Origin of the sequence: Streptomyces sp. NPDC013157 (assembly GCF_042899865.1) — a bacterium.
Classification (GTDB): domain Bacteria; phylum Actinomycetota; class Actinomycetes; order Streptomycetales; family Streptomycetaceae; genus Streptomyces.
In genome coordinates, this window is sequence record NZ_JBIBAK010000020.1 from 43,017 (window position 1) to 68,935 (window position 25,919).

Below are 25,919 nucleotides of genomic sequence, written 5' to 3' on the forward strand. Positions count from 1 at the left end.
GCCCATGTCTGCCACCCCCGGACACACCGGGGTCCAGGTGCCGCTCAGCCGCGACCAGGAACGGACCTGGTTCGTCGACCAGTTGAGCAGTTCGTCGTCCGACTACCTCATCCCGCTCCGTCTGCACTTCGCCGGCCCGCTCGACCGTGACGCCCTGCGCCGTGCGCTCGAGGCCCTGGTGGCCCGTCACGAGGTGCTGCGCACCGGCGTGCTGGCCACGGAGGCGGGACCGGTGGGCATGGTCCGCCCCGTCGGCCTGTTCCGGCTGCGGGAGACGGAGGCCGGCGACGCCGGGGCGCTGGAGGCCGCCCTCGCCGCGGAGGCGGCGACCCCGATGGACCTGGCCACCGAACTCCCCGTGCGCGCCCTGCTGATCCGGCACGGCGCCCGCGAGCACACCCTCGTCCTCACGCTCCACCACGTCGCCGCCGACGACTGGTCGTGCGCCCTCGTCTACGACGAACTGGCCGCCGACTACACGGCCTTCACCACCGGCGCCCCCTCCCCCGTCCCCCCGCCCGCGGAGCCGTACCGCGTCGTGGCGGCCGGCCTCGACGCCCGCGCCGCCGAGGCCGGGCGGCCCGGGAACCCCGGGCTCGAACACTGGCGCGAGACGCTGGCCGACCTCACCGCGTTCGAACTGCCCGCCGACCGTCCGCGCCCCGCCGTACGGGCCGGCCGGGGGGCGACACGGACCGCGTTCGTGCTGCCGCCGAAGGTCGCCGAGCCGCTCACCGCGCTGGCCCGCTCCGCGGGAGCCACACCCGCGATGCTGCTGAGCGCGGCCGTCCAGGCCGTCCTGTACCGCAGCACCGGGCGGCAGGACGTCACCACCGGCACCACCTACGCGCGGCGCGACGACCCGGCGACCGAGCGGCTGGTGGGCCTGCTCATCAACATGCTGCCGCTGCGCGGCCGGCCGGGCCCGCGGCTGACGTTCCGCCGGTTCGTCGAGGAGTTCCGGGACGTGGCGCTCGACGCGTTCGAGCACGCGGAGGTGCCCTTCGACCGGCTGGTGGAGGAGAGCGCCCCCGAACGCGACCCGTCCCGCACCCCGCTGTTCCAGATCCTCGTCAACTTCCGCACCGGCCGCCGCCGTTCGCCCCGGATGCCGGGCCTGACGGTGACCGACCTCCCGATGCCGTACCACGGCGCCAAGTACGACCTGTGCGTCAGCTTCGAGCAGGGCGCCGCCGGGCTGTGGTGCGGGGTGAACTGGGATGTCGACCTGTACGACGACGCCACCGTGGAGCGGCTCGGCACCTGGCTGGAGCGGCTGTTGCGGCACGTCGCCGAGGCTCCCGACACGCTCCTGGACGACATCCCGCTGCTCTCCGGGCCCGAACAGGACGCCCTGCGCGCGCTGGTGCTGCGTCCGGCCGTCGACACGCCCGCGCAGACCCTGCACGAGCTGGTGGCCCTCAGTGCCGCCGCCCGGCCCGACGCGGTCGCCCTGGTCGACGCCGACGGCGCCACGACGAGCTACGCGGCCCTGGAGGCGGCGGCGAACGCCGTCGCCCGCCGGCTGACCGCCCACGGGGTCGGCCCGGACGTGCCGGTGGGCCTGCTGATCGACCGGTCGGTGGCGATGGTCGTCGGTCTGCTCGGCATCCTCAAGGCGGGCGGTGCCTATCTGCCGATCGAGACGGCCACGCCCGCCGCCCGGATCGTCACCCTGCTCACCGACGCCGGCGCGCCGGTCTGCCTGATCGGCGGCGAGCACGCCGACCCGGTCACCGCCGCGGGCGCCGTCCCGCTCCGCGTCGACCCCCGGGAGGCGGCGGCGCCCCCGTCCGTGACCGTCCACCCCGACCACCTGTGCGCGGTCTACTACACCTCCGGCTCGACCGGCCGCCCCAAGGGCGTGGCCTGCACCCACCGCGGCTGGGTCAACCGCATGGCGTGGATGCAGCACCGGCACGGCCTGCGCCCCGGCGAGACGGTCCTGCACAAGACGACCCTGCCGTTCGACGACGCCGCCGTCGAGATCCTCTGGCCGCTGATCACCGGCGGCACGGTCGCGCTGCTGCCGCCCGGGCTGCATCGCGACCCGCGCGCCCTGGTCGACGCGACCGTCCGCCACCGCGCCGTCCACGTGCAGTTCGTCCCCAGCGTCCTGGACCTCTTCCTGGAGGAACTCACCCCCGCCGACACCGCCGCGCTCCGCCGCGACCTGCGCAGCGTCCTCTCCAGCGGCGAGGCCCTGCGTCCGGCCCTCGTGGAACGCTTCCGCGCCGCGTTCGGGGACGCGGTCAGCCTGGACAACACCTGGGGCGCCACCGAGGTGTCCATCGACTCCACCTTCCACGTCTGCGGCCCCCGGGACACCCACGGGAGCGGCGCGGTCAGCCTCGGACGGCCCATGGACAACAACGAGGTCATGGTCCTCGACCACCGTCTCGCCCCGCTGCCGCCCGGCGTCCCCGGCGAGCTGTGCATCGCCGGGACCGGTCTGGCCCGCGGCTACCTGGGCGATCCCGCCAAGACCGCCGGCGCCTTCGTCCCGCACCCCTACCGGCCCGGCGAGCGGGTGTACCGGACCGGGGACCGCGGCCGGATGCACCCGGACGGCTCCTTCACCTATCTGGAGCGGATGGACCGCCAGGTGAAGGTGCGCGGTGTCCGGGTGGAGCTGGGCGAGGTGGAGGCCGCGCTGCGCGAGCACCCCTCGGTGACGGACGCCGCGGTGGTGACCCGCCGCGCCGCCTCCGGCGACCTGCGCCTGGCCGCCTACGCCGTCCTCGACGGCGGCGCGACCTCCGTGCGCGAGCTGCGCGAGCACCTGTCCACGCGGCTGCCCGGATACGCCGTGCCCACCACGCTCACCGTGCTGCCCGCGCTGCCCCGTTCGGCCAGCGGCAAGCTCAGCCCCTCGCTGCTGCCCGATCCCGACCCCGCGGACCACGAGACGGACGAGTACGTCGCGCCCCGCGACGAGACCGAGAGGACCGTCGCCGACATCTGGGCCGAGGTGCTGTCCGTGCCCCGGATCGGCGTCCTCGACGACTTCTTCTCCTTCGGCGGCCACTCGCTGATCGCCACCCGGGCCGTCAACCGGATGCGGCAGGTGTTCGACGTCCCGCTCCCGCTGAGCGTGATCTTCGAGCGGCCGACCGTCGCCGGAACGGCGGAGTACATCCACGACATGATCCTGGCCGAGATCGAGGCGCTGTCCGACGACGAGGCGCACCGGCTCCTCGCAGACCTCTCCCCGGCCACCAGCCCCGCGGACAACGAACGAGGTACGACGCGATGAAGACTCCTCTGCTGTACGAGGCGTTCCTTGAGCACGCCCTGCGTACCCCCGACGAGCCGGCGCTGCTGTGGGCGGACGGCACCCTGACCTACGGCGAACTGGAGCGCCGCTCGGCCCTGCTGGCCCATCGGCTGGTGGCCGGGGGCGGCGGACCCGGATCGCTCGTCGGGGTCTGCGTCAGCCGCGGCCCCGCGCTGCCCACCGCCCTGCTCGCCGTGATGCGGGCCGGAGCCGCCTGGGTGCCGCTGGACCCGTCCTACCCGCAGGACCGCCTGGAGTACATGCTGCGCGACTCCGGTGTCTCCCTGGTGATCGCCGACGAGAGCGCGGCGCGCCGGCTGCCGGGGGACGTCCGCGTGCTGGACCCGGACGCCGCCGGCTCCCCCGCCCCGGTCCCCCTGGACGCCGCGGGCCCCGGCGATCTCGCCTACGTCATCTACACCTCCGGCTCCACCGGAAAGCCCAAGGGCGTCCTGGTCGAGCACGGCAGCGTCGCCGCCACGATCGCGGGGATGCGGACCGAGTGGGGGGTGGGGACGGGCGACCGCGTCCTGCAGTTCGCGCCCTCCAGCTTCGACGCGTCCGTCCTGGAGACCGGTGTCGCCCTGACCGGCGGCGCGACGCTGGTCCTGGCCGATGCCGAGAGCGTGGTGCCGGGCCCCGGTCTGGTGGACCTGATGGACCGCCTCGGAGTGACCTTCACCCTGCTGCCGCCGTCGGTGGTCGCCGCGCTCCCCGACGCCGAACTCCCCGCGCTGCGCACCCTGGTGTGCGGCGGTGAGGCGCTGCCCGCGGAGATCGTGGCCCGCTGGAGTCCGGGCCGGCGCGTCTTCAACGCCTACGGGCCGACCGAGATCTCCATCGTGGCCACCACGGGCGAGGTGACCGGTTCCGCGACGCCCGACATCGGGCGACCGCTGCCGGGTGTGCGCATCGACCTGCTCGACAAGGCGGGGCTGCCGGTGGCGCCCGGCGAGATCGGTGAACTCGTCGTCTCCGGCGCCGGGGTGACGCGCGGCTACCTCGGCCGGCCCGCCCTGACCGCGGAGCGCTACGTCCCCGTCGCCGACGGCCGCGCCTACCGTACCGGCGACCTCGCCCGCCGTCTGCCCGACGGCCGCTACCTCTACGCCGGGCGCGCCGACCACCAGGTCAAGATCCGGGGCTTCCGCGTCGAGCCGGGCGAGATCGCCGAGGTGCTGCGCGCGCACCCGGCGGTCTCCGACGCCGTCGTCGTCGCGCGGGGCACCGTCCTGGTCGGCTACGTGGCCACCCCGGACGACGAGGCGCACCCCGCTGACCTGCGGGCCTGGTGCGCGCGCACCCTGCCCGCGCACATGGTGCCCTCCACCATGGTCGCGCTGCCCGCGCTGCCCCTGACGCCGAGCGGCAAGGTGGACCGGGAGGCGCTGCCGTCGCCGTACAAGTCCGAGGTCAGTCAGGGCGACGAGCCGGCCACACCCACCGAGGCCGCGGTCGCCGCCCTGATGTCGGAACTGCTCGGCGGCACCCCGGCCGGCGCCACCGACGACTTCTTCCAACTGGGCGGCCACTCCCTGCTCGTCGGGCGTCTCGCCGCCCGCATCCGCACCGACCTCGGCACCGACATCCCGCTCTCCCACCTCTTCCGTCTCGCCACCCCCCGCGAGATCGCCGCGCTCGTCGACAGCGGCGCTCCCCTCGACGACGCGGCGACCGTGCCCGCACCGCCGCCGATGCGGCACGCGGACCGTTCCCGGCCCATCCCGCTGTCCTTCCCGCAGGAGCGGGTCTGGTTCCTCGAACAGCTCTCGCCCAGCAACCAGGCGTACCGGATGCAGGCCACGCTGACCCTGCGCGGCGTCCTGGACATGACCGCGCTGCGGGCCGCCCTCACCGAGCTGGTGCGCCGGCACGAGATCCTGCGCACCGCGTTCCGCGAGGTCGACGGGGTGCCCGTGCAGTGCCCGGTCGAGATGGACGCGATCGACATCGAGGTGCCGCTGGTGGACCTCTCCGGCCTGTCCGAGGAGGAACGGGAGCGCGCGTGGCAGGAGTTGTCGGCGCGGGAGCAGGCCCAGCCGTTCGACATGGAGAAGCCTCCGCTGGCCCGCTGGGTCGTGACCAAGGACGCGCCCGAGGCGTACCGGCTGATCCACGTGGAGCACCATCTGGTGCACGACGGCTGGTCGTTCGCGGTCTTCGTCGGTGAACTGACCCGTCTGTACTCCGTGTTCGCCGAGGGCACGGAGGCTCCGCCGGAGCCGCGGTTCCAGTTCGCCGACCTCGCCGCCTGGCAGCGGTCCTGGCTGGACGGCCCCGTCATGGACCGCTACCTCGGTCACTGGGCGCGGGTTCTGGACGGGGCCCCGCCCGCCCTCGAACTGCCCACCGACCGGCCCCGCCCGCCGGAGTTCACCTTCCGCGGCGACGTCGTACGGGTGACCCTGGAACCGGACGAGTACAAGCGGCTGCGCGAAGGGGCCAGGAAGTTCGGCGTCACCCTCTACTCGACGATGCTGACCGCGTTCGCCGCCCTGCTGTCGCGGTACGCGGACCAGACCGACTTCGTGCTGGGCGTCGGGGTGGCCAACCGCAGGCTCGCCGAGGCCGAGCGGCTGATCGGGATGATGGTCAACACGGTGCCGCTGAGGGTCCGTCTGGAGGACGACCCGACGTTCCGGCAGCTCCTCGCGCGGGTCCACGACACGGCGGTGGAGGGGTACGCGTGGCAGGACGTGCCGCTGCAGAAGCTCGTCAAGGCCGTCGCCCCGGCGCGTGACCTCTCGCGCAACCCGCTGTTCTCGGCGATGTTCAGCTTCCACGACTCCGCCGTCCCCGACCTGGACTTCGCCGGACTGCGCGGCGAGGTGCGCATGGAGCACAACGGGTCGGCGAAGGCGGACCTGAACATCGTCGCGATCCCGCGCGCCGAGCAGCGGGTGGGCAAGCGCCCCAGCAGCGAGGACGACGCGCTGACGATCATCTGGGAGTACGCCACCGACCTCTTCGACGCGGACACGATGCGCAGCATGGTCCGCGCCTACCTCGACCTGCTGCGCGCCGCGCTCGACGAGCCCGACCTGCCGGTGTCCCGGTTCCCGCTGACCGGGGCGGCCACGGCGAGCACCGCCGAGGCCGGGTCCGCCGAGGCCACGGTCGTGGACCTGGTGGAGCGGTGCGTCACGGAGCACCCGGACGCACCGGCCGTCAGGACGCCCTCCGGCTCCGTGACCTACCGCGAACTGGGCCTGCGCGCCGGCCGTCTGGCGGAGGCGCTGTCCCGGCAGGGGGCCGGCCCCGGGCATCCCGTCGCGCTGCGGCTGGACCCCGGCGCCGACCTCGTCGCCGCGCTGCTGGCCGCCGCCCGTACCGGTGCCCCGGCGCGGGTGCTGGCGCCCGGCGCCGAACCGGCGGCCACGGAGACCCTCTTCACCGGGACGCCGGCGACGGGCCCGGCGGTCGTGCCGGACGGCCCGGAGACGCGCTTCCGGCCGTTCGGAGACGACGTCCTGGCCCTGGTCGGCGAGGCGGGGATCACCCGCAGTGCGCTCACCGGCGCCCTCGGCGCCCTCGACGGCCTCGGCTTCGGTGCGGGGCAGGTCCTCCAGAGCGCCGCGACCGACAGCGCGCTCTTCCTGCTCCAGGTGTGGACCACACTGGCCCGCGGCGGCACGCTCGTCGTCCCGGAGACAGCGCCGCACTCCCCCGCCGCGCTGGCCGGGCTCCTGGCCGGCCGTCAGGAACCGTTCTCCGCGCTGCTCCTGCCCGACACCACCGTCACCACGCTGTTCGCCCACCACCGTGACGCCCTGGCCCGGGGCGCCGAGGCGGTCCTCGCCCTCGGTCCCGACCTGGACCCCACCGCGCTGCGGGAGCCCGTCGCTGTCCGCCTCGCGGCCGGGTTCGGGACCGCCGAGGTGCCGCTGGCGCTGTACCGGCCGCTCGGCCCGGCCCCGGAACCCGCCACGGTCGTCGTACCGGTCGGTCACCCGGTGCCCGGTGTCACGGCCGCCGTGCTCGACTCCCGCGGGGAGCCGCTGCCCGCCGGGGTCCCCGGCGAACTCCACCTCGCCCACGGCGACGCCTCCGGGCTCGTGCCCACCGGCCACCGGGCCCGGCACACCGTCCACGACGGCTTCGAGATCCTGGGTACGGCCGGGTCCTGGCCGACCGTCTCGGGCTTCCGCGTCGCGCCCTACGAGACCCGCACCCGCCTCACCGCCCACCGCCAGATCGCCGAGGCGGCCGTCGTCACGGCCGACGGCGAACTCCACGCCTACCTCGTGCCGCGCACCGGCTCCGCCGTCCCCGACGGCGACGAACTGATCGATTTCCTCTCCGAGTCCCTGCCCGACTACCAGATCCCCGCCCGCTTCACGGCGGTGCCCACCCTGCCCGTACGGCCGGACCGCCCTCTCGCGCCGCAGCCCACCGGCCGCGCGTGACCCGCACCGGCGCCCCCATCCACCAACCCTGAGGGAAGCCATGCTGCACGACATGTCCACAGGCCCGGCCGGGACGGCGGTCCGCGTCCGCGGAGCCCACCACAGCGTGGGCCACCACGGAGAGATCCTCCAGGGCGTCTTCGAGTCCGACGGACGCCTGCGCCGCGCCCTGATCACCCTGCCCTGCCCCCTCTACGAGTCCCACGCCGTCTTCGAGCCGTCCGACACCGCGACCGGGATCGTCATGCGTGACCCGTGGCGGACCAAGGCGCGCCGGGCCGCCGAGCTGACCCTGCGCTCGCTGGGCGGCGTGCCCGCCGGCGGAACCCTCAGCCTGACCAGCAACATCCCGCCCAGCCGCGGTTTCGGCTCGTCCACCGCGGACGTCGTGGCGACCATCGGCGCCGTCTACGAGGCCGCCGGTCGCCGCCCCAGCCCCGCGCAGTACGCCGCCCTGGCCGTCGCGGCCGAGACCGCGTCCGACGCGCTCATGTACCCGCACCGGACCGTCCTGTTCGCGCACCGCGAGGGCGAGGTCATCGAGGACATGGGCGGGCCGCTGATGCCGCTGGCCGTGCTGGGCTTCGGCACCAGCGCGGACAGCCTGGGCACCGACACCCTCACCCTGCCGCCCGCGCGCTACTCGGTGTGGGAGATCGAGGCGTTCCGCCCCCTGCTGGGCACGGTCCGCCGCGCCATCCGCACCGGTGACGTCGCCCTGCTCGGCAGGGTGGCCACCGCCAGCGCCAGGATCAACCAGCGCCACCTTCCGGTCCCCGGGCTCACCGACCTCCTGCGGGTCAGCGAGGCGGTGGGCGCGGCCGGGCTCCAGGTCGCGCACAGCGGTGACGTGGCCGGGCTCCTCTTCGACCCCGCCCTGCCCGACCTCGCCGCCCGCACCGACGGCGCCCGCAAGCGCCTGGCCGCCCTGGGCATCGACGACACCTGGCACTTCACGACGACATGATGAGAACGGAGAGCATGCGATCATCCACTCTGCCCGCGGCCAGTGCCTCGGTCGTCGAGGCGACCGTCCTGCCGCGGCTCATACGGATCGGCCCCAACCTCTGCGTGGCCGCGTTCACCCTGATGAAACTGCTCCCGGCCCGCTTCATGATCGACCGGGCCGAGCAGCGCGGTGAACTCGCCCCCGGCACCACGGTCCTGGAGACGTCCTCGGGCACCTTCGCCCTGGGGCTCGCGATGGTGTGCCGGCTGCGCGGCTACCCCCTGGTCATCGTCGGCGACCCCGCCATCGAGCCGGCGCTGCGCCGCAGGCTGGGCGAACTGGGCGCCCAGGTCGAGATCTGCGCCGAGCCCAGCCCCGACGGCGGCTTCCAGCGGGCCCGCCTCGACCGGCTGGAGGAACTGCGGGCCCTGCACCCCGACCACTACGTCCCCGGCCAGTACCACAACCCCGACAACCCCAACGCCTACGCCGCCGTGGCCGAGCAGATCGCGGAGACCGTCGGTGCCGTGGACTGCCTGGTCGGACCGGTCGGTTCCGGCGGGTCGACCGGAGGCACCGCGGCCTTCCTGCGGCTGCTCCAGCCGCAGATGCGCCTGATCGGCGTGGACACCTCGCCCAGCGCCATCTTCGGCCAGGTCGACGGACCGCGGGTGGTGCGCGGCCTCGGCAACAGCCTGGTCCCGCCCAACGTCAGCCACGACGCCTACGACGAGGTGCACTGGGCGGGCCCCGCGGAGGTCTTCCGGGCCACCCGTGAACTGCACGCCCTGCACGCCCTCTACATGGGCCCCACCAGCGGCGCGTCCTTCCTGGTCGCCCGCTGGTACGCCGAACGCAACCCCGACGCGCAGGTGGTCGCGTTCCTGCCGGACGAGGGGCACCGGTACCAGGAGACGGTCTACCAGGACGAGTGGCTGGCGGAGCGGGGTCTGCTCGACGCGCCGGCCGCCCCCGCTCCCCGCACCGTCACCGACCCGCACGACGCCGTCGGAGGGTGGGCGCGCATGCACTGGCGCCGCCGCTCCCTCGACGACGCCACACGCGACGGCGCCGGCCGCTCCGGCCCCGCACCCGTGGAGGACCTGTGACCGATCCCTTCCTGGTCCTGGTGGAGTCCAACACCTCCGGCACCGGCCCCCTGTTCGCCCGGCGCGCCCGGGATCTCGGGGTCCGGCCGGTGCTGCTCGCCGAGGACCCGGCCCGCTACGGCTACGCCCGCGCCGAGGAGATCGCCGTGGTCGAGGCCGACACGTCGAGCGCCGACTCGGTCCTCGACGCGATCGCCTCGCTCGACGCGGGTCCCCCGGCCGGGGTGACCACCAGTTCCGACTACTTCGTCCCCGTCGCCGCCGAGGCCGCGCGCGCTCTCGGCCTGCCGGGACCCGACCCGCAGGCGGTGATCCGCTGCCGGCACAAGGGCCGTCAGCGGGCCGCGCTCGCCGCGCGGGGCGTGCCGGTGGCCGCCCAGACCCTGGTGACCGACGCCGACGCGGCCCTCTCCGCCGTACGGCACACCGGACTGCCGGCGGTCCTCAAGCCCGCCGACGGGTCCGGCAGCACCGGGGTGCGGCTGTGCGGCAGTCTCGCGGAGGCCGCCGAGCACGCCGCCCTCCTGCTGGCCCGCACCCACAACGAGCGCGGCATCCCGACCGTGCCCGGTCTCCTCGTCGAGGAGTACGTGGACGGCCCGGAGTTCTCGGTCGAGGTGTTCGGGCGCACCCCCGTCACCGTCGTGGGCAAACACCTCGGCGCCGCCCCCTACTTCGTCGAGACCGGGCACGACGTCCCCGCTCCGGTGCCGGACGCCACGGCACGGTCGCTGGCCGACACGGCCGTGGCCGCGGTCGAGGCGCTCGGCCTCGGGCACGGCGCGGCCCACGTCGAACTGCGCCTGGCCGCCCGGGGCCCCGTGGTCATCGAGGTCAACCCGCGGCTCGCGGGCGGCATGATCCCCGAGCTGGTGCGGACCGCCCTCGGCATCGACCTGGTCGGCGCCCAGGTCGGGGCGGCCCTGGGCCACCGCCCCGACCTGGCGGCCCGCTCCGCGCACCACTCCAGTCTCCGCTTCCTCGTGGTCGACGAACCCTCCGTGCTCGGCGAGCCGCCCGCCGCCCTCGACGATCCGCCGCCCCACGTCACGGCCACGGTCCTCACCGGGACCAGGGACGTGCCGCTCGCACCGCGGCACGACCACCGCGACCGGGTCGGCCACGCCGTCGCCACCGCCCCCGACGCCCCGACCGCCGCACGGGCCGCCGACGCGGCCCTGACCCTGCTGCGCACCTCCCTGCGCGCCCGAACCGCCCCGGAGGACACCGCATGACCGTCTCCGTCACCGGACGTCTGTCCTCCGCCGTGACACCGGCGGCGGCGGACATCCTCTTCGACCGGCACCTCCGGGTCCCTCCGGACCCGGTGGCCGCCGAACTGAGGCCCACCAGCGAGGTGGACCGCGCCCACGTGGTCATGCTCACCGAGCGGGGGGTCATCGAGCGCGCGACCGCCGCCCGGCTGCTCTCCGGCATCGAGGAACTCCGCGCCGCCGACTTCGCCCCCCTGCGCCATCTGCCCGCGCCCCGGGGCCGCTACCTCGCCTACGAGGGCTACCTCGTGGACACCCTGGGCGAGGAGACCGGCGGCGTCCTGCACAGCGGCCGGTCCCGCAACGACCTCAACGCCACCGTCCTCAGGCTCCAGTTGCGGCGCCCCTACGACCGGCTGCTGACCGAGACCGACACGCTGGGCCGGGTCCTCGTGGAGCGGGGCCGCCGCTTCCGCACCACCGTCATGCCCGCGTACACCCACCACCAGCCCGCCGTCCCCATCACCTACGGCCACTACCTCGCCGGGGTGGCCGCCGCTCTCGTACGGGACATGGACCACTTGGAGCACGCCGGACGCGAACTGGGCGAGAACCCCCTCGGCGCGGGCGCCACCGGGGGGACCACCCTGCCCGTCGACCCGGCGCGCACCACCGAACTGCTGGGGTTCACCGCGCCCCTGACCAACTCCCTGCACGCGGTGGCCTCGCGGGACCTGGTGCTGCGGCTGCTCGCCGCCTGCACCGTCCTCGGTGTGCTCCTGACCCGGACCGCGCACGACCTGCAGTCCTGGACCAGCGCCGAGAACCCCCTGCTCCTGCTGCCCGACGACCTGGTCGGCAGCAGCTCGATGATGCCGCAGAAACGCAACCCGTTCCTGCTGGAGAACGTCCAGGGCAAGGCGGCCGCCGCGCTCGGCGCGCTCACCGCTGCGACCGCGGCGATGTCGACGGCGCGCTACACCAACGCCATCGCCGTCGGCACCGAGGCGGTCGGTCATCTGTGGCCGGCTCTGGAGGCCACCACCGACGCCGTGGTGCTGCTGCGGCTCATGTTCGAGGGCGCGGAGCCCGACCCCGGCCTCATGCTGCGGCGCGCGACGGACGGGCACACGGCGGCCACCGCGCTGGCCGAGCGCCTGGTGGTGGCGGGGGTGCCGTTCCGCACGGCGCACCACACGGTGGGCGAGATCAGCACCATGGCCCTCGCGACCGGCCGCACCTTCGAGGACACCGCCGCCGCGCACCTCGGCGACCGGCCCCGGGCCCTGCTCGACGCCCTGGACCCGGCGTCGATCGCCGCCGCGGCCGGCGCCGGAGGCGGCCCCGCCCCGGCGTCCGTGACCGCGGCCCTCGACGACTCCGACGCCGAGCTCGACCGGCTCGCCGCCGCCGCGGAGGCCCGCCGCGCCCACTGGGCGACCGCCGAACGCCGCCTCGGCGACGCCGTGTCCGCCCTGATCCGCCGACCGTGAGGGAGCCCGACCCATGAGCCACGTCGTTGAACTGCGCAGTGACACCTTCACCCTGCCCACCCCCCAGATGCTCGACGCCGCCAGGGCGGCCCGCCTCGGCGACGACGTCTACGGCGAGGACCCGACCGTACGGGAACTGGAGGAGCTGTCGGCGAAGCTGCTGGGCAAGGCGGCCGGTGTGCTGATGCCCAGCGGCACGATGGCGAACCTCGCCGCGCTGCTCACCCACAGCCCGCGCGGCGGCAAGGCCGTCGTCGGCGCCGAGTCCGACATCTACGTCTACGAGGCGGGCGGCGCCTCGGTGTTCGGCGGCCTCGTCTACGAACCGGTCCCCGCCGCCGCGGACGGCACCCTGCCGCTGGCCGCGGTGGCGGACGCCTTCGACGTCGACCGGGAGGACCCGCAGTTCGCGCTGCCCGCGGTGCTCTGCCTGGAGACGCCGAACAACCGTCTCGGCGGGATCCCCCTCGACACCGGCTACCTCACGGCGGCCGGCGCCCTGGCCCGCGCGCACGGCGTTGCCCTGCACCTGGACGGGGCCCGCGTGTTCAACGCGGCCCTCGCCCTCGGTGTGCCGGCCGCCGACATCGCCGCCCCGGCGGACACCGTCCAGTTCTGCCTGTCCAAGGGGCTGTCCGCCCCGATCGGGTCGATGCTCGTCGGGGACGAGGAGTCCATCGCCGACGCCCGCCGGTACCGCAAGATGCTCGGCGGGGGGATGCGTCAGGCCGGCATGATCGCGGCGTGCGGGATCGTCGCCCTGACCGGGATGATCGACCGGCTCGCCGACGACCACGCGCACGCACGCCGGCTCGCCGACGGTCTCGCCGGGATCCCCGGACTGCGCCTGGACGCCGAACCCCCGCGCACCAACATGGTGTTCTTCACCGTGGACACCGACCGCACCGCCCACACCACCGACTCCCTCATCGAGGGGGCGCGCGCCCACGGCGTGCACCTCGCGGAACTGGGGCGGGGCCGCATCCGCGCGGTCACCCACTCCGGGGTCACCGCCGCCGACGTCGACCGGGCCGTGACGGTGCTCGCGGACGTCATGGCCACCGCGCCCGGGGCCCGGTGGTGAGCGAGCAGGTCACCGCGCCCGCGCCCCCGTCCGCCGCGCTCCGCGATCACCACGCGTTCCGGTTGTTCTGGGCGGCGGAGACGGTCAGCCAGTTCGGCACGTACGTCGGCAACGCGCTGCTGCCGCTGCTGGCCGCCACCACTCTGGCGGCGACCCCGCTGGAGATGGGCCTGCTCAGCGCCGCGGAGACCACCGGCTACCTGCTGATCGGGCTCCCGGCGGGGGTGTGGGTGGCCCGGGCCCGGCAGCGGCTGCTGATGCGGCGCGCGAACACCGGCCGGGCGCTGCTGCTCTGCACGATCCCGGTGGCCTGGTGGGCCGGCCTGCTCACGGTCGGCCAGTTGATCGCCGTGGCCCTGCTGTGCGGTGTCCTCGCCGTCCTGTTCGACGTCGCCTACCAGTCCCACCTCCCCGCCCTGGTCGGCCGCGACCGTCTCCTCCAGGGCAACGCCCGTCTCCAGTCCAGCCAGTCCCTCGCCCAGATCACCGGGCCCGGCGTGGGCGGCGCGTTCGCCCAGCTCGCCGGGCCCGCCCTGCCGGTGCTGGCCACGGCCCTCGGCTATCTGACGTCGACCCTGCTGCTGCGCCGGGTCCGTGAGCCGGACCCGCCGCACCCCGCCGACGGCACCGACCGGCGGCTGCCCGCCGAGATACGCGCCGGACTGCGGTTCCTGGTCCGCAGCCGCACGCTGCTTGCCATCACCGCCTGCACGGCGACCGCGAACTTCTTCGCCGGGGTGCTCAGCGCCGTGCAGGTCCTCTTCCTGACCGGGGTGCTCGGGCTCTCCGGGTCCGCCGTCGGGGCCGTCCTGAGCGTGCTGGGCCTGGGCGGGGTGCTCGGGGCGCTCTCGGCGTACCGCGTCGTGCGCCGCGTCGGCCAGGCCCGCGCGGTGTGGCTGGTACCGCTGGTCACCTTCCCGGCCCTGCTGCCGGTGCCGCTCGCGGGGCGCGGGGTGCTGCTCGTCCCGGCCCTGGCCGGGTTCCTCGTCACCGGGTACGGCGTCGTCGTGTACAACGTCGCCCAGGTCAGCTACCGGCAGGTGGTGTGTCCCGAGGCGATGCTGGCCCGGGTGAACGCCTCGGTGCGCTTCGTCGGTTTCGGCGCGATGACCGTGGGCGCGCTGGCCGGGGGCGTGCTCGGCGGGTCGGCGGCGGGGATCAGGGGCACCCTGTGGATCGCGGCCTGCGGCACCTGCCTGGCCGCGGTGTGGGTGGTGTGCTCACCGCTGCGCGGGATGCGCGACTTCGCCGGCCCGGGGGTGGATGGGGCCGGTGGTGCCGCCGAGCGGGGCGCCTGACCGGCCGCGGGTGCGGGCGAGGACCTCGGCGACGACGGACACCGCCGTCTCCTGCGGGGTCGTGGCGCCGAGGTCGAGCCCGATCGGCGCGTTCAGCCGGGCGAGGGCGTCGGGCCCGACCCCTTCCGCACGCAGGAGTTCGAGGCGGCGGGCGTGGGTGCGGCGCGACCCCATGGCGCCGACGTAGCCGAGCGGGCGCCGGAGCGCGTCGCGCAGCAGCGGGATGTCGAACCGGGGGTCGTGGGTGAGCACGCACACCACGGTGCGTTCGTCGGTGGCGGTGGCGGCGAGGAACCGGTGCGGCCAGTCGGTGACGACGCGGTGCGCGTGGGGGAACCGCTCGGCCGTGGCGAAGACCGGGCGGGCGTCGCACAACGTGACGTGGTAGCCGAGGAAGCGGCCCGCCTGGGTGAGGGCGTCGGCGAACTCCACCGCTCCGAAGACGAGCATCCGCGGGGCGGGTCTGCGGGTGTGCACCAGCGCCTCGGCAGCGGAGCAGTCGGCGCCCCCGGGGATGCGCACGAGCCCGGTGACGCCGGTGCGGTGGACGCCGGCGGCGAGCGCGGCCAGACGCGGCGGCACCGGCCCGGCGAGAGCGGGGGTCCCGTCGTCGGACAGCGTCAGGACGCGGCCCGCCAGCGTCGGGTCGGCGCTCCGGGTGATCTGCAGCAGGCCCACGGTCCGCCCCTCGGCCGCCGCGGTGAGCGTGACCGCCAGATGGTGCCGGTCGGCCGGGTGGACGCGCTGGACGTGGACGCGGATGCCGCCGCCGCACATCAGGCCGGCCGCCCAGGCGTCGGAGTCGGAGGAGTCGAAGTGCGCCTCCTCCGGGGTTCCGTCCTCCTCCAGTTGCTGTCGGCACAGCTCGTGGACGGCCGCGTCCACGCACCCGCCGGAGACACTCCCCGCCACCCGCCCGTCGGCGTCGACGGCCATGGACGTGCCCACCGGCAGCGGTGTGCTGCCGGTGGCATCGATCACCGTGGCCACGGCGAAGGGGCGGTCGGCGCGGCACCAGGCGGCGAGGGCGGGGGCGATGTTCAGCACGGGGGGCTCTTCTCGTACGCGGTGCTCGTGGGGCGGGCGGGCCGGATCGGCGGGCCGCGGTCACGGCCGGGGCCCCGCGCCCGGCCGGTACCGGCGGTGGACGCGGGGCCCCGGTGGTCACCCGGCGGGCCGCGGGCGCAGCAGACTCAACCGGGGTACAGCGGTGGGGTCCTGGCAGTCGAGGCGGGCCGTGCCGCCGACCGGGAGGGTGACCATCGGGTCGGCGTGGCCCAGCGGGAGGCCCGCGGCCACGGGCAGGCCGTCCGGCAGGATCCGCAGCAGGGTCTCGTCGTGCCCGGCGAATCCGGAGGACGTCGGCCGCGGACCGCTGATCCGGCTCAGGACCACACCGGCCGCCCGGTCGAGGACACCGGCCAGGCGGAACTGCTCCAGGCGCGCCCAGAACTCGTCCGGGGCCATGCCGTCGGCCTCCAGGAACAGGATCGAGCCGGGGGCGGGTTCGGGCCACAGGGGGGTGCCGAGCAGCAGGCCGAGCACCAGGAGGGAGCCTCCCCACAGGGGCCCCTCGGCCGTACCGGTCCGCAGGGTGCGGGGCGGCTGGGCGCCGCTGTTGCCGTGGCGGCGCCGGTCGTCCTCACGGTCCCAGAAGAGGTTCTCGTCCGACCAGTCGCCCGCCGTCGGCACAGTCCGCTCGGTCCAGGGGTGCCGCGCGCCGAGCAACTGGTCGAACTCGGTCTCGGTGGCTTCCCAGGGGCCGTCCGCCTCGCCCCATTCGGAGACGACCATGGGGCCGTGGAAGGCGATCAGTCCGGACCGGTGGGGCACCAGGTTGACCAGGGAGGTCAGGTCGCTGTAGCCGACGAGCGGCTTGCCCGCGCGGCCGATGCGGTCGAAGTCCAGGTACGGGAGGACGGGGGTGAGCGTCCAGCCTCCGACGGCCGCGATCACGCCGTCGGTCTCCTCCAGGAGTGTGTGCAGCTCCTCGGCGAGCGCGGCGGGCGGCAGGGTGCCCGGGCCCTGTGCGGACCGGCAGGAGTCGCCGACGACGACGGCGTGTCCGCGTCGGCGCAGCGCGGCGAGGCCCCGGGCGAAGCGGCGCGGGAAGAGGACCGGGGCCGGGGAACTCGAGGCCCACACGCCCAGCGTGGCGTTCGCGGGCAGCGCGGCGGGCCAGCGCGCCGGCGTGGCGCCGCCGGGCGCGGCCGGGGTCGTGTTCGGTTCGGTGGCCGTGTTCGGTTCGGTGCCCGTGCTCGGTTCGGTGGTCGTACTCGGTTCGGTGGTCGTGGTCATGCGGTCGCTCCGATCTCCTCGTCGCGGCGGTCGGGGCCGGCGGTCCACTCCTCGTGGCCGCGCAGGGCCAGGTGGTCGAGGAGGCCGTCGACGGTCAGGGTTCGTTCCGGTTCACCCGTGCCGCGCGCGCCGCGCAGGCGGACGGTCCCGCTCCCGGCGGCGTCGCGGCCCACGACCACCCGCCAGGGCACGCCCACCGCGTCGGCGAAGCGCATCCGGCTGCCCATGGACGCGCCGTGCCGGTCGTCGAGGACGACGCTGACGTCGGCGTCGAGGAGGATCCGGTAGACCCGCTCGGCCGCTTCCGTCGTGCCGGGGTCGCGGCCCTGGACGGTCACCGTGACGTCGAAGGGCCGCACTGCGGCGGGCAGGGCGACGCCCTCGGCGACGCGGTGCTGTTCCAGCAGGGCCAGCACGCAGCGTTGGACGCCGATGCCGTAGGTGCCCATCACCGGGGTCCGCAGCTGGTTGTCCTCGTCGCGGAAGCGGACGTCGAAGGCGGGGGTGTGGGTGTAGCCGTAGCCCATGGCGACTCCGCCCTGAGGGATGTCGTCCTCGGCGGTCCTGGGGCGCGCGGCGTCGCGGTGGTAGGGGATGGTGCGGCTGCGGGGACGGTCGCCGCGGGCGTAGGGGAAGATGAACTCGAAGCCGCCGGTGGCCTCGTCGCGGACCAGTTCGGCGCGCAGCCGCAGGCGGTCCAGGACCGCGCGGACGGTGCGCTGGGCGTGCGCCGCGCTGGCGAGGTACGCGGTGTGGTCGGTGTCCAGGCTGGCGAACAGACAGCACTGGAACTGGCGGGAGTTGTAAATACTCTGCGGCCGGTCGCGGAACCGGAAGATCTCCCGGAACTCGAACAGCCGCATGGGGAGCTGCCGGTGGGAGGCGAGGCCCGCCGAGCCGATCCAGCTCAGCAGCGGCTCCTCGCTGGTGGCGGCGAGGGTGTACTGCTCGAACGGGGCGCTGAAGCCGATCAGTTCGCCGCCGAACCGCTCCAGCCACCCGGCCGGCGCGAGGGTCTCGACGCGGTGCACGGCGGGTCCGCGGAACTCGGCGTACCCGGCGCGTTCCATCTCTCTGCGGACGACCTGCCGGATGTGGGTGACCAGGCGCTGGCCGATCGGGGCGAACCAGGGGAATCCGGCGTCGGTGAAGCGGGCCAGTCCCAGGTGGTGCGCGAGGTCGGCCTCGGTGTCGTCGGGATCGGGAAGAGGAGCGCCCAGCAGTTCGCTGTGCGGGATCCTGCTCAGTCTCATCGGTACTCCGGTACGGGCGTAGGGATCCGGTGGGCCGCCAGCAGGTCCAGGAGGCGCCAGGGCGGCAGATGGCGCTCGGTGAGGCGGACGCCGAGGTGCGCGAGCGCGTCCTCCACGGCGCCCACCACGGCCGAGGGGGCCAGGACCGCGCCGCCCTCACCGAGGCCGCGGAAGGGCACGTCGCCGGTCCGCCGGGACTCCAGGTGGACGACGTCGATCGCCGGCGCGGTGCGGGTGGTGGGCAGCAGGTACTCGGTGAGGTCGCGGGAGAGCTGGGCGCCGTCGGGTCCGTACCCCGACCGTTCCTGGAGCACGGTGCCGATGCCCTGCACGGCGCCGCCGCGCAGTTGTCCGTCCGCGATCGCCGGGTTGATGATGCGTCCGCTGTCCGCGACGACGAGGTAGCGGTCGACGGCGACCGTGCCCAGTTCGGGGTCCACCTCGACCCAGCAGCAGTGGGTGGCCTCCGCCCAGCCGGTCTCCTCGCTGTCGAAGACCTCGCTCACGTCGAGCCGCGCCCGTTCCCCTTCCGCGGCGACGCACGCGGCGGCCAGGTCGGCGACCGTGCCCACGGTGCGGCCGTCGCGTCGGTCCACGACCTTCCCGGCGACGACGTCCAGGTCCAGGGGGGCGAGTCCGGTGCGGCGCCCGACGGCCGTCAGGAGGTTGGCCCGCAGGGTGCGGGAGGCGCGCAGCACTCCCCCGCCCGCGAGGGCCGCCGCCCGGCTCGCGCCGGTCCCGGCCAGGCTGTAGGGCACAAGGTCGGTGTCCCCGTGCACGACGTCGACCGCGTCCAGCGGCAGGCCCAGGGTGGTCGCGGCGATCTGCCCGAGCGTGGTGACATGGCCCTGGCCGTGCGGGATCTGTCCGGTCCTGACCTGCGCGCGGCCGTCGGGGCCGAAGAGGACCCGGACGGGTTCGGGACCCATGTGGGCGCCCATCGCCTCGTGCAGACTCCACGGGCCGGGCGCGGGTTCCAGCAGGGTCGCGACGCCCAGTCCGAGCAGCCGTCCCTGCGCGCGGGCCGCCGCCTGCCGCGTGCGGAACTCCGCGACGGCGGCCTCGTGCCGGGCCCGCCGCAGGGTCGAGCCGAGTGCGGGGACGTCGGTGAGCCGGGCGCCGGTGATCATGCGCGGATCGGGGCCGTCCACCGGCGCGAGGTGCCGCAGCCGGTAGTCGGCGGGTTCCTCGCCCACCGCGCGGGCGATCAGGTCCATGGTGCGTTCGGCCGCGAACGTCGCCATCTCCCAGGGGCCGCGGTAGGCGACGTACGGGGTGCGGTTGGTCAGGGTGAGGCGGCCGGTGAACTCGTAGGCGGGCACGCGGTAGGCGTTCGGGATCAGGCAGCCGACGATGGCGACGAAGACGGCGCTGGCGACCGGGGGCACGGGGTAGGCGCCCTGGTCGACGACGAGATCGGCGCGCAGGGCGAGCAGTTCGCCGTCGGCCCCCAGGGCCGCCTCGACGTCGATCTCCTCGCCCCGGGCCTGTCCGGCGGCGATCAGGTGTTCGCGGCGGTCCTCGATCCAGCGGACGGGGCGGCCCAGGTGACGGCTCGCCCAGCACACGGCGATGTCCTCGCGGAACACCCCGCCCTTGATGCCGAAGGAACCGCCCATGTTCGCGGGGACGCGGACCCTGACCAGGTCGAGGTCCAGGCCGAGGACGTCGGACAGGTACTGCCGGTGGGAGGTCGGCGACTGGGACGCCACGTCGTAGGTGAGCCGGCCGCTGCCGGGATCGTAGGAGGCGAGGCCGCCCCGGGGTTCGAGGGGCGCGTTCTGCACCCGCTCCTGGCTCAGCCGGTGGCGCACCACGCGGGCGGCCCGCGCGAAGGCGCCGGTCACGTCGCCGTGGACGCGGTGCTCGGTGTAGAGGACGTTGCCGTCCAGGTCGGGGAAGAGGGGCTGGTGCGCGCCGTCGGCGCCGGCACGTGCGTCCAGGACGGGCGGCAGGTCGTCGTAGCCGACGACGACGAGTGAGGCGGCGTGCTCCGCGTCCGCCTGGCCGGTGGCGACGACCAGGGCGACGGGGTCGCCCTCGAAGCGGACGCGGTCCTCGGCGAGCGGGGTGAAGCCGGGGGCGGTGTAGCCCTCCAGGGGGCAGGCGATGGTGATCGGGTTGAGGCTGCCGCGCAGGTCGGCGGCGGTGAGGACCGCGACCGTCCCGGGCGCGGTACGGGCCGCCTCGATGTCGAGACCGGTGATGCGGGCGTGCGGGCGGGTGCTGCGGACGAAGCGCGCGTGCAGGACGCCCGGACGGTCGAGGTCGGCGATGAAGCGGGCGCGGCCGTCGAGGACGGTGCGGTCCTCGGCGCGCAGGGCGCTGGTGCCGATGGCGGGGTAGGTGGTCGCGGCGGGAACGGACGGCGTGGACGCGCCGCCCGGCGGAGCGGGTGTCCAGGTGCGGGCCGCGGCGAGGGTGGCGCGGACGATGCTCTCGTAGCCGGTGCACCGGCACAGGTTGCCCGCGAGCCGGTGCCGGACCTGTTCCTCGGTCGGGTCGGGGTGCTCGGTGAGCAGGGCGTGGATCTCCATGAGGAATCCGGCGGCACAGAATCCGCACTGGAAGGCGTGTTCGGCCCAGAGCACCTCGCGCAGGTGCCGCATCAGCGGGTCCCCCGGGTCCTCGGCGGTGCGGACGGGCAGCCCCTCGGCCTGCGCGGCGAGGACCGTACAGGCGCGGGCCGTACGGCCGTCGAGGAGCACGGTGCAGGAGCCGCAGACGCCGTCCTCGCAGCCGAGCCGGACGGATTTGCGTCCGAGGCAGTCGCGCAGGTGGTCGGCGAGGGTCCCGCACCGGTGCGGCTCGCCCGGGGGTGGTTCGGGGGCGGTGCCGGGTGTGCAGGTCATGGTGTCTCCCGCGTCGGTACGGGCGGTGCGTCGTGGCCGGAGCCGCTCGGTACGGGTGGTGCGCCCGCGCCGGGGCGGCGTGCCCTGGTGATCGCCTCGGTCAGCACGCGGTCCGCGAGGACCCGTACGGCGTGCCGGCAGTACGCGGCGGGAGGTCCCTGCCGCTGCGGCTGTCCCGGGCCGGTGGGCACGGTCTCCCCGGCGGCGGCGCCGGCGTCCCGGAGCCGGTGGGTGACGTCCACCGCGGTGGGCGGGGAGACCCGGGTGCCGACGGTGACTTCGGCCCGCAGCACGGTGCCGTCCGGTGCGGTGTCGACGACCGCGGCGACCGAGGCGACCGGCCGGCCGCCGACCGGATGGGCGAACTGGCCGAACGCGTGGCCGCTGCCCGGCCCGCGCAGGGGCAGCTCGACGGCGGTGAGGATCTCGTCGTGCCGCAGTCCCGGGCCGGCGAAGAGGGACCGCAGAGCGGTCGTGCGCGCGCCGCCGGGACCGCTGACGAGGAGGCGTGCGTCGAGGGCGTACGCGGCGACGACGAGCTGGGCGGGGTGGGCCGCGTGGGCGAGGGTGCCCCCGAAGGTGCCGCGGTGCCGGACGGACGCGTGGCCCGTGCGGGCCGCGGCCTCGGCGACCAGGGGGGCGGCGGCACCGATACGGGCGTGGGTGGCGAGGGTGTGCTGGCGGGTCATGGCTCCGATCCGCAGGAAGCCGTCGTGCTCGCCGACCCCGGTCAGCTCCCCCAGGTCGCGGAGGTCCACCAGCAGGCGGGGCGTACGGTCCCGGGACGCCAGCAGCGGGACGAGGCTCTGGCCGCCCGCCAGCGGCAGGGCCTGGCCCGGCGGGGCGTCGGCCAGGCGGGACACCGCCTCACCGAGGCGCCGGGGCGCCACATGGGCGATCGGGGGGAGCTTCACGGACGACGACGCCCTCTCTCGGGACGGGGCCCGCACCGGAGCCCGGGGGATCCGGTGCGGGGCGGGGGTCAGGGCCGCGGGAGGACCGGGCTGGAGTCGAACAGCTCCGGCTCGCCGAGCTCGTCCGCCTCGCAGCGCACCAGGAGCTCGGTGTAGCCCATCTGGGCGAGGTTGTCGCGGAAGAGCCGCATGTAGACGGCGTACTGCTCGGCCAGGACCTCCCGGGCCTCGGCGCTCAGCTCGTCGAGGTGCGGACGGGCGAGGATGTCCTGGATGAAGGACTCCACGACCTCGTCGGAGATCCAGTCGAAGGTGTACTGCTCGCGGGAGAACGGGATGCGGCCGTCACCGAGGAAGAAGTCCAGCCAGTAGGACTCCTCCAGGGGCTCCACCGTGACCTGGATGGCGGCGGTGACGTCGGCGAGCAGCTGCTCGGAGGGCTGCTTGACGTAGTACATCGGGATGGCGGCGATGAACCCGCCCGGCTTGACCACCCGGGAGTACTCGGCGAGCGCCTTGGCGCGGTCCGGGATGAGGGAGGTGACGTTGCCGCAGAAGACCAGGTCGAAGGTGTCGTCGGGGTAACCGGTCGCGGTGGCGTCGTTGACCTCGAAGGTGATCAGGTGGTCCACGCCGAGGCTCTCGGCGCGGCGCCTGGCCTCGGCGATGCTGCGCTCGTTGATGTCGATGGCGGTGACCCGGCAGCCCACCAGACGGGCCAGCTCGATGGCGGTGATGCCGGTGCTGGTGCCGATCTCCAGGACGTGGCTGTCCTTGTCGAGGTGGGCTCCGACGGCCAGGTGGGAGATGGTCTTCACGCCGCCGGGCGGGCGGTTGGTCTCGCGCACGACGGAGATCAGCTCGTTGTAGTTCATCGCGCGGATCTGCTGGGCGGTCAGGTCGCCGAGGTTCATGAGGTGCTCCTTGTGAGAGGGGTGGGAGATGTCCGGGCCGAGAGGTGGAGCCGGAGGGGTCAGGGGGTGGCGGGGAGGCCGTTGGCGCGCTCCAGGAGCTGGAGGTCGCGTACGTCGGAATGGCGCAGGACCCACATGAAGAAGCGCTCCACGCCCATGCCGAAGCCGCTGGTGTGCAGGGGCTTCTCCTGCTTCATCCGCAGGTACCAGTCGTAGTCGTCGGGCGAGACGCCGTGTGCGGCGAGCGCGCCGAGGGCGTGGGCGGCGTCGGTGTGCCGTTCGCCGCAGCCGACGACCTCGCCGGGTCCGATGAGCAGGTCGGCGTTGAGGGCCTTGGCGCCGGTGGCGTCGGTGGCCTGGTAGAAGGGGACGGAGAGGTGGTCGAAGTGGGTGAGCCACACGGCGGGACCGTGCAGTTCCATGAGCCGGCGCTCCCCCGCCCTGGTGATGGTGCGCCACTGGTCGTGGAACTCGAAGTACTCCGGGTCGCCGTCGAGGGCGGTCACGGCCTCGTCGAAGGTGATCCGGGCGGTCGGCTTGGCGAGGAAGTCGGTGAGGTGCTCGACGCCGCCGGCGATCCGGGCGACGGGGCCCTCCAGCTCTCGCAGGACCGCCTCCGTGAGGTGACGCAGGTAGGCGTCGGCCACCGCGATCACGTCGTCGAGGCCGCCGGGGATCTCGGCCTCGCTGTGGAAGAACTGGCTGAGGTGGGTGGCGTCGGTCTCCTCGCCGCGGAAGCTCGGCATGAGGTAGTAGCAGCCCTGGTCGGCGATGCGGCAGCCGTACTCCAGGAGGAACTGCATGGAGTCGGCGAGGTAGGTGGGGACGCCGAAGAGGTCCACCTGGACCGGCAGCGAGTCGCTGCCCAGGCCCATCGGCGAGGAGATGGAGGAGGTGGTGACGGGGAGGTGGAGCGCCTTGACCTGCCGGGCCCGCCAGAACGCGGCGGTCTCGTAGTTCACCAGGTCCTGGAGGTCGACCAGGGAGGTGTACAGCGGGTCGTCCAGGATCCGCAGGAAGCGCGGCAGGGCCTCGGTGAGCGACCCCTGCGGCGGGCGTGAATCGACTTTCGACATACCGTGGACCTCCAGTTTTTCGCGCACGCCCGTCAGGGACGGGATCGGGGAAGGGGGGTCGCCGGCGACCGGGCGGTTGGTCCTCGCTACCGGCGGCCGTTCGACTGATCGCAGCCTGGCACCCGGCGATTCCCGTTCCGTTGCCGTTCGTTCCGTGGCCACCGCCGGGTGCGCGGGACGTAGGGAAAGCGATGGGTACGGCGTGGGGCGCGGCCCTCCCGCACCGGGCCACGGGGAGCGCACCACGTGGGCTCCTGATCCCGGCTCAGCCCAGGGCGGCGAGCCAGGTCTCCACGAGGGAACGGTCCAGGAGGCGCTTGCGGAACACGCCGCTGCAGCGGAGTTCGTCGCCGGTGTCCGAGATCCACAGGCTGAGGTCGAACATGGCGTCGGACAGCGTCGGTACGCTCAACTGCCCGCGCACGCCTTCCAGTTCCAGGCGCATGACGGGGTTCCCCGAGATGAAGACCGACCGGCGTTCGTAAGCGAACTCCCCGTTCCCGGCGCCGCCGTTGCCCACCGCGTCCCGGATCACGTCGAAGGGGACGCCCTGGTGGCGCAGGGTCCACAGCACGCTCTCGCGGACCGCCTCGGCCATGGCGGTCAGGTCGGCGGACCGCGGTTCCCGCACCGTGACAGGCAGGACGCTGACGAAATTGCCGAGCACGTCCCGGGCGGCGGGCACGAAGCGTCCGGGCAGCGGGGAGAAGAAGGAGAGGCCGGGCCCCAGCACGCTGGGGCGCATCGCGTGCAGCAGCTTGGCGGTGGCCAGCATGAAGCTGGACACCGCCAGTTCGGCGGCCTGCCGGACATGTCGTTCGTAGGCGGCGCCGGTGAGGACGGTGGCGGCCTGCTCGCCCTCCCGGGTGCACTCCGTCCAGGACAGGGGCCGGGCCAGCACCATGTCGGGGATGCCGTCGGGCAGTCGTCGGCGCCACGCGTCGCAGAGTTCGTCGCGGGCCGCGCCGGCCAGGGCACGGCGTTCGGCGGCGGCGACCCGGGCCAGGGAGGCACGGGGCCGGGCGCGGTCGGTTCCGGTCGTGTCACCGTCGCGGTACGCGGTGGACAGGTCGTCGAGGAAGCGGGCGTAGGAGATCCCGTCGCAGACCGTGTGATCGGCCGTGACGACCAGGACGCAGCCCTCCCCGCCCGGGTGCCGCACCAGGGTGACCCGCAGCAGGCGCCCGTCGCGCAGGTCGAAGGGCCTGGTCATCTCGGCGTCCGCGAGACGGCGGGCGGTCGCCCGGGTGGACTCCCAGTCGGCGGCGACCGGCTCGACGAGGTCCACCCGCGGACGCCAGGCCGTCTCGCGGTACTGGGGTCCGTGGTCGGGGTCGACCCGGTAGCGGTGCGCGAGCGCGGGATTGAGGACCACGGCACGCGCCAGCGCCCCCTCGAGGCGGGGCACGTCGATGTCGACGCCGGGGAACGCGAAGAGGAAGCAGGTCAGGTTCTCCGACGGCAGGGAACCGTCGTCACGGAGCTGGTGGCGCAGGCCGATGCTCATCCGGTGCGGGACGCCGCGCCAGAGGTCGGGCGAGGCGTCGGCGGGGGCACCGGCCGGGACTTGGGTCAGCGCTTCGGCCGGGACTTCGGCAGAGGATTCGGCCGGGACTTCGGTCAGCGCTTCGGCCGGGACTTCGGCAGAGGATTCGGCCGGGACTTCGGTCAGCGCTTCGGCCGGGACTCCGGCAGAGGATTCGGCCGGGACTTCGGTCAGCGCTTCGGCCGGGACTCCGGCAGAGGATTCGGCCGGGACTTCGGCGGGTCGGGCGGTCAACG

Annotated in this window: 16 protein-coding genes; 8 read left to right on the top strand and 8 right to left on the bottom strand. The window is 74.7% G+C overall.

Annotated features, from left to right (window positions below; translation table 11 throughout):
* Positions 1-4: 4 nt before the first annotated feature.
* Genes ACFY6U_RS42740 through ACFY6U_RS42775 form a run of 8 tightly spaced genes read left to right on the top strand, consistent with a single transcriptional unit; the run spans position 5 to position 14,830 of the window.
* Positions 5-3,256 carry an amino acid adenylation domain-containing protein gene (locus ACFY6U_RS42740; RefSeq protein ID WP_390047208.1) on the top strand — a complete coding sequence of 1,084 codons (3,252 nt, stop codon included), beginning with the start codon at positions 5-7 and terminating at the stop codon, positions 3,254-3,256.
* On the top strand, positions 3,253-7,683 hold the full coding sequence (locus ACFY6U_RS42745) for an amino acid adenylation domain-containing protein (RefSeq protein WP_390047210.1): 4,431 nt from the start codon (positions 3,253-3,255) through the stop codon (positions 7,681-7,683). Before ACFY6U_RS42740 ends, ACFY6U_RS42745 begins: the two co-directional genes overlap by 4 nt.
* Positions 7,684-7,735: 52 nt before the next feature.
* The gene (locus ACFY6U_RS42750; RefSeq protein WP_390047211.1) at positions 7,736-8,650 is read left to right on the top strand and encodes a GHMP kinase; all 915 of its coding nucleotides are present in this window, start codon (positions 7,736-7,738) and stop codon (positions 8,648-8,650) included.
* A 14-nt stretch (positions 8,651-8,664) separates the two neighbouring features.
* Positions 8,665-9,741 carry a pyridoxal-phosphate dependent enzyme gene (locus ACFY6U_RS42755; protein ID WP_390047213.1) on the top strand — a complete coding sequence of 359 codons (1,077 nt, stop codon included), beginning with the start codon at positions 8,665-8,667 and terminating at the stop codon, positions 9,739-9,741.
* Positions 9,738-10,976, top strand: coding sequence for an ATP-grasp domain-containing protein (locus ACFY6U_RS42760; protein ID WP_390047215.1), 1,239 nt, complete (start codon positions 9,738-9,740; stop codon positions 10,974-10,976). Before ACFY6U_RS42755 ends, ACFY6U_RS42760 begins: the two co-directional genes overlap by 4 nt.
* The gene (locus tag ACFY6U_RS42765) at positions 10,973-12,448 is read left to right on the top strand and encodes a lyase family protein (RefSeq protein ID WP_390047217.1); all 1,476 of its coding nucleotides are present in this window, start codon (positions 10,973-10,975) and stop codon (positions 12,446-12,448) included. The genes ACFY6U_RS42760 and ACFY6U_RS42765 overlap by 4 nt, the downstream gene beginning before the upstream one ends.
* 13 nt (positions 12,449-12,461) lie before the next feature.
* Positions 12,462-13,532 (top strand): GntG family PLP-dependent aldolase, encoded by a 1,071-nt coding sequence (locus tag ACFY6U_RS42770; RefSeq protein ID WP_390047219.1) that lies wholly within the window; start codon positions 12,462-12,464, stop codon positions 13,530-13,532.
* Positions 13,529-14,830: an MFS transporter gene (locus ACFY6U_RS42775; RefSeq protein WP_390047221.1), complete on the top strand. Its 1,302-nt coding sequence runs from the start codon at positions 13,529-13,531 to the stop codon at positions 14,828-14,830. The genes ACFY6U_RS42770 and ACFY6U_RS42775 overlap by 4 nt, the downstream gene beginning before the upstream one ends.
* Here ACFY6U_RS42775 and ACFY6U_RS42780 read toward each other — a convergent pair.
* From ACFY6U_RS42780 to ACFY6U_RS42815, 8 genes are all read right to left on the bottom strand, one after another.
* Entirely contained in the window at positions 14,753-15,877 is a 1,125-nt protein-coding gene (locus ACFY6U_RS42780; RefSeq protein ID WP_390047223.1) for an XdhC family protein, read from the bottom strand. The two genes, ACFY6U_RS42775 and ACFY6U_RS42780, sit on opposite strands and share 78 nt — an antisense overlap.
* A 117-nt stretch (positions 15,878-15,994) precedes the next feature.
* Positions 15,995-17,128: an LD-carboxypeptidase gene (locus tag ACFY6U_RS42785; protein WP_390047225.1), complete on the bottom strand. Its 1,134-nt coding sequence runs from the start codon at positions 17,126-17,128 to the stop codon at positions 15,995-15,997.
* Positions 17,125-18,381, bottom strand: a complete 1,257-nt coding sequence (locus ACFY6U_RS42790) for a His/Gly/Thr/Pro-type tRNA ligase C-terminal domain-containing protein (protein WP_390047227.1) — start codon at positions 18,379-18,381, stop codon at positions 17,125-17,127. Before ACFY6U_RS42790 ends, ACFY6U_RS42785 begins: the two co-directional genes overlap by 4 nt.
* Positions 18,378-21,233 (bottom strand): molybdopterin-dependent oxidoreductase, encoded by a 2,856-nt coding sequence (locus tag ACFY6U_RS42795; protein WP_390047229.1) that lies wholly within the window; start codon positions 21,231-21,233, stop codon positions 18,378-18,380. Before ACFY6U_RS42795 ends, ACFY6U_RS42790 begins: the two co-directional genes overlap by 4 nt.
* The gene (locus ACFY6U_RS42800) at positions 21,230-22,147 is read right to left on the bottom strand and encodes an FAD binding domain-containing protein (protein ID WP_390047231.1); all 918 of its coding nucleotides are present in this window, start codon (positions 22,145-22,147) and stop codon (positions 21,230-21,232) included. Before ACFY6U_RS42800 ends, ACFY6U_RS42795 begins: the two co-directional genes overlap by 4 nt.
* Before the next feature lie 68 nt (positions 22,148-22,215).
* A complete protein-coding gene (locus ACFY6U_RS42805) occupies positions 22,216-23,061 on the bottom strand; it encodes a class I SAM-dependent methyltransferase (protein ID WP_350790012.1) in 846 nt (281 codons plus the stop codon).
* Positions 23,062-23,120: 59 nt separating this feature from the next.
* Entirely contained in the window at positions 23,121-24,137 is a 1,017-nt protein-coding gene (locus ACFY6U_RS42810) for an amino acid--tRNA ligase-related protein (protein WP_390047233.1), read from the bottom strand.
* 265 nt (positions 24,138-24,402) lie between these two features.
* Positions 24,403-25,917, bottom strand: coding sequence for a condensation domain-containing protein (locus ACFY6U_RS42815; RefSeq protein ID WP_390047235.1), 1,515 nt, complete (start codon positions 25,915-25,917; stop codon positions 24,403-24,405).
* Between the last annotated feature and the right edge of the window lie 2 nt (positions 25,918-25,919).

Bases quoted from the DNA above. Each gene is read 5' to 3' on its own strand.
- ACFY6U_RS42740 (WP_390047208.1), top strand. From the start codon at position 5: ATGTCTGCCACCCCCGGACACACCGGGGTCCAGGTGCCGCTCAGCCGC.
- ACFY6U_RS42745 (WP_390047210.1), top strand. From the start codon at position 3,253: ATGAAGACTCCTCTGCTGTACGAGGCGTTCCTTGAGCACGCCCTGCGT.
- ACFY6U_RS42750 (WP_390047211.1), top strand. From the start codon at position 7,736: ATGTCCACAGGCCCGGCCGGGACGGCGGTCCGCGTCCGCGGAGCCCAC.
- ACFY6U_RS42755 (WP_390047213.1), top strand. From the start codon at position 8,665: ATGCGATCATCCACTCTGCCCGCGGCCAGTGCCTCGGTCGTCGAGGCG.
- ACFY6U_RS42765 (WP_390047217.1), top strand. From the start codon at position 10,973: ATGACCGTCTCCGTCACCGGACGTCTGTCCTCCGCCGTGACACCGGCG.
- ACFY6U_RS42770 (WP_390047219.1), top strand. From the start codon at position 12,462: ATGAGCCACGTCGTTGAACTGCGCAGTGACACCTTCACCCTGCCCACC.
- ACFY6U_RS42785 (WP_390047225.1), bottom strand. From the start codon at position 17,128: ATGACCACGACCACCGAACCGAGTACGACCACCGAACCGAGCACGGGC.
- ACFY6U_RS42790 (WP_390047227.1), bottom strand. From the start codon at position 18,381: ATGAGACTGAGCAGGATCCCGCACAGCGAACTGCTGGGCGCTCCTCTT.
- ACFY6U_RS42795 (WP_390047229.1), bottom strand. From the start codon at position 21,233: ATGACCTGCACACCCGGCACCGCCCCCGAACCACCCCCGGGCGAGCCG.
- ACFY6U_RS42805 (WP_350790012.1), bottom strand. From the start codon at position 23,061: ATGAACCTCGGCGACCTGACCGCCCAGCAGATCCGCGCGATGAACTAC.
- ACFY6U_RS42810 (WP_390047233.1), bottom strand. From the start codon at position 24,137: ATGTCGAAAGTCGATTCACGCCCGCCGCAGGGGTCGCTCACCGAGGCC.